The organism is Caulobacter sp. 17J65-9, assembly GCF_010975005.1.
Lineage (GTDB): Bacteria > Pseudomonadota > Alphaproteobacteria > Caulobacterales > Caulobacteraceae > 17J80-11.
In genome coordinates this window covers 1-5,053 of sequence record NZ_JAAIVC010000217.1, presented here as the reverse complement: position 1 = coordinate 5,053, position 5,053 = coordinate 1, and the positions used below count along the sequence as shown (strand labels likewise).

Here is a 5,053-nt window from a genome sequence, read left to right as displayed (position 1 = left end):
CTGGCCGACCGCGCCGAGGGCGTCGTGGCCCCGGCCGAGGCCTTACGCGCGGTGCCGCTGGCGGACCTGGCGGCGCGGTTGTCGGCGGCCTGCGGCGGCGAAGTCGGCTCGTCCGACGACGGCGCGCGGGCCGGCGACCTGGACCTGTTCTGAGCCCCGCGATGAGCGATTACGGCCTGCCGGGACGGCTGCGGATCAACCTGGATCAATCTGTCGTCCTGCTGGTCGACGACAATCCCCAGGCCCTCGACATCATGGGCTCGGTCTTCCAGGGCTTCGGGGTCAAGCAGCAGATCAAGTGCGGCTCGGCGCTCGAGGCGGTGGACATCGTCAAGACCACCCAGCTCGACCTGATCGTGATCGACTGCTCCATGCCGGAGATGGACGGCTACGACTTCGTCCGCTGGCTGCGGCGCAGCGACCTGCGCCCGGCCGCCTTCACGCCGACCATCATGGTCACCGGCCACCCCGCTCAGTCGAAGATCGAGAAGAGCCGCGACTGCGGGGCCAGCTTCGTGGTCTCCAAGCCGATCACCCCCGCCGTCCTGCTGGAGCGGATCGTCTGGGTGGCGCGGGAGGAGCGGCCGTTCGTGGTCTGCGACGCCTACGCCGGCCCGGACCGCCGGTTCAAGAACGCGGGCCCGCCGATCGGCATCGCGCCGCGCCGTCGCGACGACCTGCCCTTCGAAGTCGGCGAGGCGGTCGATCCCAACATGGCCCAGGCCGAAATCGACCTGTTGCTTAAGCCCACCAAGGCCCCCCGATGAGCGTCGTGAAGATCATTCCGGTCAAGCACCGGCTGAGCGCCCAGATGCGCCGGGCCGGCGGCCTGACCGTCGAGCAGGCGCTGAGCCGCGCCGGCGCCGCGCTGGAGGGCCACCGCGCCGAGGCCATGACCGCCATCGAGCGCACCGTCGTGAAGCTGGAGGCCGCGGCCGGCGCCGAGCGCGAGACCACCACGCCCGACCGCATCTACGACCTGTCGGCCGAGATCCTCGACATCGCCGGCCTGTTCGGGGCCCAGCCCCTGTGCGACGCGTCTTGGAGCCTGTGCGAACTGGCCGACCGCCTGCGCTCGCGCGGCGAGTGGGAGTGGGCCGGGGTGGAGGTGCACGTGCGCGCCCTGCGCTTCCTGCTGACCGCCGGGTACGAGACCACGCCGGTGCTGAAGGCGGTGATCGACGGCTTGTGGGAAGTCACCGACCGGGTCGCTAAGGCCTGACGCCGCGCTTCCGCTTTCGGACCGGCGGTCTCCCACGCTAGAAAGGCGCCTCACCCCACGGCGACGCGTGCCCGCGACCTCCCCGTCGCGGCGTCGCCGATGCAGGAGGCCGCCGTGCAGCTCGACGAAATCATGACCCTGTCGCCGGTGATCGCCGTGGTCACCATCCGCGACGTCGCCCACGCCGAGCCGCTGACCCGGGCGTTGGTCGCCGGGGGAATTCGCGCGGTGGAGATCACCCTGCGCACGCCCGCCGCGCTGGACAGCATCCGCGTCGCCTCGAAGGTCGAGGGCGCGGTGGTCGGCTCGGGCACCTGCCTGACCGGCGCCGATCTGAAGGCCTCGGCCGACGCCGGCGCGGTGTTCGCGGTGTCGCCGGGCGCGACCAAGACCCTGCTGGAGGCGGGGCGCAAGAGCGCGATCCCGCTGCTGCCCGGCATCGCCACGGCCTCGGAGCTGATGGCCGGGATGGAGCAGGGCTACACCCATTTCAAGCTGTTCCCGGCCGAGGCGGCCGGCGGCGCGGCGCTGTTGAAGGGCCTGTCCGGCCCGCTGCCGCAGGCCAAGTTCTGCCCGACCGGCGGCGTCAACATCGAGAACGCGGCCCGCTACCTGGCCCTGCCGAACGTGCTGTGCGTCGGCGGCTCCTGGCTCGCGCCCGACGAACTGATGGACGCCGGCGACTGGGACCGGGTCCAGGAACTGGCCCGCACCGCCGTGGCCAAGCTGGGCCGCTGAGAACGCCCCCATAAACACGAAAGCCTCCGCTTCTCGCGAAGCGGAGGCTCGGGTCGCGGGCCGTGGTCAGGCCTTAGCGGTAGACCGCCTGCACGTCGCGGCGCAGGGCCGAACGGCTGTCGGGACGGGCGTAGAACATGTGGCCGCCCGGATAGACCTTCAGCTGCACCTGGTCCTTCGAGCTCATCGTCGGGATCTGGTCGATGATCAGGCGGCTCTGGAAGTAGGGCGTCTGGATGTCGGTGAAGCCGTGGACGATCAGCACCTTCATGCTGGGGTCCAGGGCCACGGCCTGACGCAGGGCGGACGTCGACTCGGCGGTGTCGTTGCGCTCCCACATCCGGTTCACGTCGTTGCTCAGCGCCTCGTAGGAGCCGTCCACCTTCCAGCCGACCTGGCGGGTGACGTAGTCGACCATGGCGCTGGTGGTCGGCGCGATGATGCCTTCCAGGATCGGATCGCCGGCGCGGTTCTGGGCCGACCAGGGGAAGGGATCGTAGGCCGTGACGTTCACGTCGTAGCGGCTGGCCAGGGTCCCCTTGTCGCGCTGGAATTCACGCACGAAGGTCTGCAGGTCGATGCGGCCGCCCATGCGCTGGACCAGCGCCGGATCGAGGCCGGTGTAGCCGGCCACCCGCTTGGAGACGCGGTCGACCGCGGCCTGGTCGCGGGCGCCGCGCAGCAGATCCACCGTGTATTCGCTACGGGCGTACTCTTCGACGTCGGTCATGTCGGCGGCGGTCAGCACGGCGCCGTCGCGCTCGCGCTTGGCGGCGGCCATCGACGGCAGGGTGCTGGCCCAGAACAGCGGCGACAGGTCGCGGCCGCCGTTGGCGGCGTAGTCGAGGCGCGGCGAGACCAGGGTCATGCCCCAGATGCCCACGCCCAGGTCGCTCTGCAGGGTGTAGGCCAGGCGCGGCAGGCGGAAGCCGCCGTAGCTCTCGCCGACCAGGTACTTGGGCGAGCCCATGCGCTGGTTCTTGAGCAGCCAGTCGTAGACGATCCGCGACAGGTACTTGATGTCCTGCTCGGTGCCGTAGAACGCCTTCTTGGTCTTGTCTTCGGAGACGTAGGAGCGCGAGAAGCCGGTGCCGATCGGGTCGATGAAGACGAGGTCGGTGAATTCGAGCCAGGTCTGCGGATTGTCCGACACCCGCGTCGCCGTCGAGGGGAACTGGCCCTGGGCGCCGAACGGCACGGTCTTCGGGCCGATCAGGCCGAGGTTCAGATAGACGGACGCCGCGCCGGGGCCGCCGTTGAAGGCGAAGGTCACCGGGCGGTCGGGCGAGCGCGGCCCGTCCTGGGTGAAGGCGGTGAAGGCGACCTCGCCGATCACGTTACCTTCGGCGTCCTTCACCGGCAGGCTGCCGGCGGTGGCGGTGTAGGCCACGGACTTGCCGTTCAGAAGCTTCACCGTCTCATGGACGCTGGCGTCGGCCGGCAGGCGGTCCGGCTTGGCCTTGGCGGCGGCGGCCTCCGGCTTGGCGTCCTGGGCGAAGCCCGGTCCGGCCGTACCGAGCGCCAGGACGGCGACGGCCAGGGCCGTCATTACTGTGCTGCGCAAAATTCCCTCCCGAGTTTTTGTTTGTGCGCCATCATTCTCGTGCGCGCACTTTAGGCATGCCCGGGCCTTAACGCTACGTCTCTGAGACGCCCGAGCGACGAAGCGGGGCCTAGGAACAATCACCCTCGCTGGCTTGTCTCAGCCCTCGGAAACCGCAGGCGGGGGGCAGGTGAAAACAGGCCTTCCGACCGTTGGGAAACCCGCTTCGACGGGGCTCCGCGGTTCCCTCACGAGCACAGCGTGAGCGACAAAAAAGAGGGCTGTTCAATGATTGCCGAGGGGCAGATCGCCGACGTCGGTCGGCTGGTGCGCGACGAGGCTCGAGTCGTAAAGGAGCGCCGTCGTCGTCCAAGACCCGTGACAAGTCCGCTGGATCTGACGCGCCTGGGCGAGGCGAAGCAGTCGTTCGCCACCCGGCGCGCCATGCTGGCCGAGACCCGCGGCCTGCTGGTGAGCGGCGTCCGCCCGGCGGCGGGCGACCTCGTGCTGGCGCGGGTCGAGCAGGTCGGCCACCACGCCCGGCTCGAACTCCCCGACGGCCGGCGCTCGCGCCTCTACGAAGGCGACGAGATCGTCGTGGCCTACGGCGCGCGCTACGCCCCCGACCAGTTCGAGGCCGAGGTCCCGGCCAATCTCGGGCCGTGCGACCTGATCGCCGGCGGGGGCCTGGCGGGACGGGTGCTCAAGCGCCATCGCCAGGTCGGCGCGCCCACCCGCATCGCGCCTTGCGGCCTGCTGGCCGACTCCGAGGGCCGTGCGCTCAACCTGGCCCGCTGGGCGGTCTCGACCCCGGCGCCGGGCGGCCGGCCGACCGTGATCGTGGTCGCCGGCACCTCGATGAACGCCGGCAAGACCACCACCGCCGCCTGCCTGATCCGCGGCCTCAAGCGCGCGGGCCTGCGGGTCGGCGCGGCCAAGGTCACCGGCACCGGCTCGGGCGGCGACCTGTGGGCGATGGTCGACGCGGGCGCGAAGCCGGCCATGGACTTCACCGACCTCGGCCACGCCTCCACCTTCAAGGTGCCGGAGGCCGAACTGGTGCGCGTGGCCACCGCCCTGCTGGACCACCTGGCCGCGGCCGAGGTGGACGCGGCGGTGATCGAGATCGCCGACGGCCTGTTCCAGGCGGAGACCGCGGCCCTGCTGTCGGCTTCGGCCTTCACCGAGCGGGTCGACGCGGTGCTGTTCGCCGCCGGCGAGGCGGCCGGGGCGGCGCACGGGGTGGATTGGCTTCGCCGGCGCGGCCTCCCGGTGGTCGGCGTCACCGGCCTGCTCAGCGCCTCGCCGCTGGCCGCGCGCGAGGCGGTCGCCGCCACCGGCGCGGCCGTGCTGACCAGTCAGGAGCTGTCCGATCCCGAGGTGGCGCCGGGCCTGGTGCTGCGTCCACGGGCCGAACCGATCGGCGTCGCCGCCCTGACCGCCTGAGCAGCATGGGACGGCTGTCGGTTCTGAAAGGGCGGCGGCGCGGCGTGTTCGCCGCGCTGGTCGCCAACGGCCTCGGCCAGGCCGCCGCCGCCGCGGGCGGGGCC

General features: G+C 71.5%; 5 protein-coding genes. 4 read left to right on the top strand and 1 reads right to left on the bottom strand.

All coding sequences use genetic code 11. The features are described 5' to 3' along the window. The first annotated feature begins 161 nt into the window (after window positions 1-161). The 3 genes from G3573_RS19870 to eda all read left to right on the top strand — a co-directional run bounded on the left by G3573_RS19870 (window position 162) and on the right by eda (window position 1,960). On the top strand, window positions 162-767 hold the full coding sequence (locus G3573_RS19870) for a response regulator (protein WP_163263410.1): 606 nt from the start codon (window positions 162-164) through the stop codon (window positions 765-767). Next, window positions 764-1,222 (top strand): hypothetical protein, encoded by a 459-nt coding sequence (locus tag G3573_RS19865; RefSeq protein ID WP_163263409.1) that lies wholly within the window; start codon window positions 764-766, stop codon window positions 1,220-1,222. The genes G3573_RS19870 and G3573_RS19865 overlap by 4 nt, the downstream gene beginning before the upstream one ends. A 114-nt stretch (window positions 1,223-1,336) precedes the next feature. After that, a complete protein-coding gene (gene eda / locus G3573_RS19860) occupies window positions 1,337-1,960 on the top strand; it encodes a bifunctional 4-hydroxy-2-oxoglutarate aldolase/2-dehydro-3-deoxy-phosphogluconate aldolase (RefSeq protein ID WP_346427422.1) in 624 nt (207 codons plus the stop codon). 73 nt (window positions 1,961-2,033) lie between these two features. Here the strand turns inward: eda and G3573_RS19855 are convergent, their stop codons facing one another. Then, window positions 2,034-3,524, bottom strand: coding sequence for a peptidase S10 (locus G3573_RS19855; protein ID WP_240454812.1), 1,491 nt, complete (start codon window positions 3,522-3,524; stop codon window positions 2,034-2,036). Window positions 3,525-3,791: 267 nt separating this feature from the next. Here G3573_RS19855 and G3573_RS19850 point away from each other — a divergent pair, with 267 nt between their 5' ends. After that, window positions 3,792-4,949 (top strand): DUF1611 domain-containing protein, encoded by a 1,158-nt coding sequence (locus tag G3573_RS19850; RefSeq protein WP_240454811.1) that lies wholly within the window; start codon window positions 3,792-3,794, stop codon window positions 4,947-4,949. The last annotated feature ends 104 nt before the right edge of the window (window positions 4,950-5,053 follow it).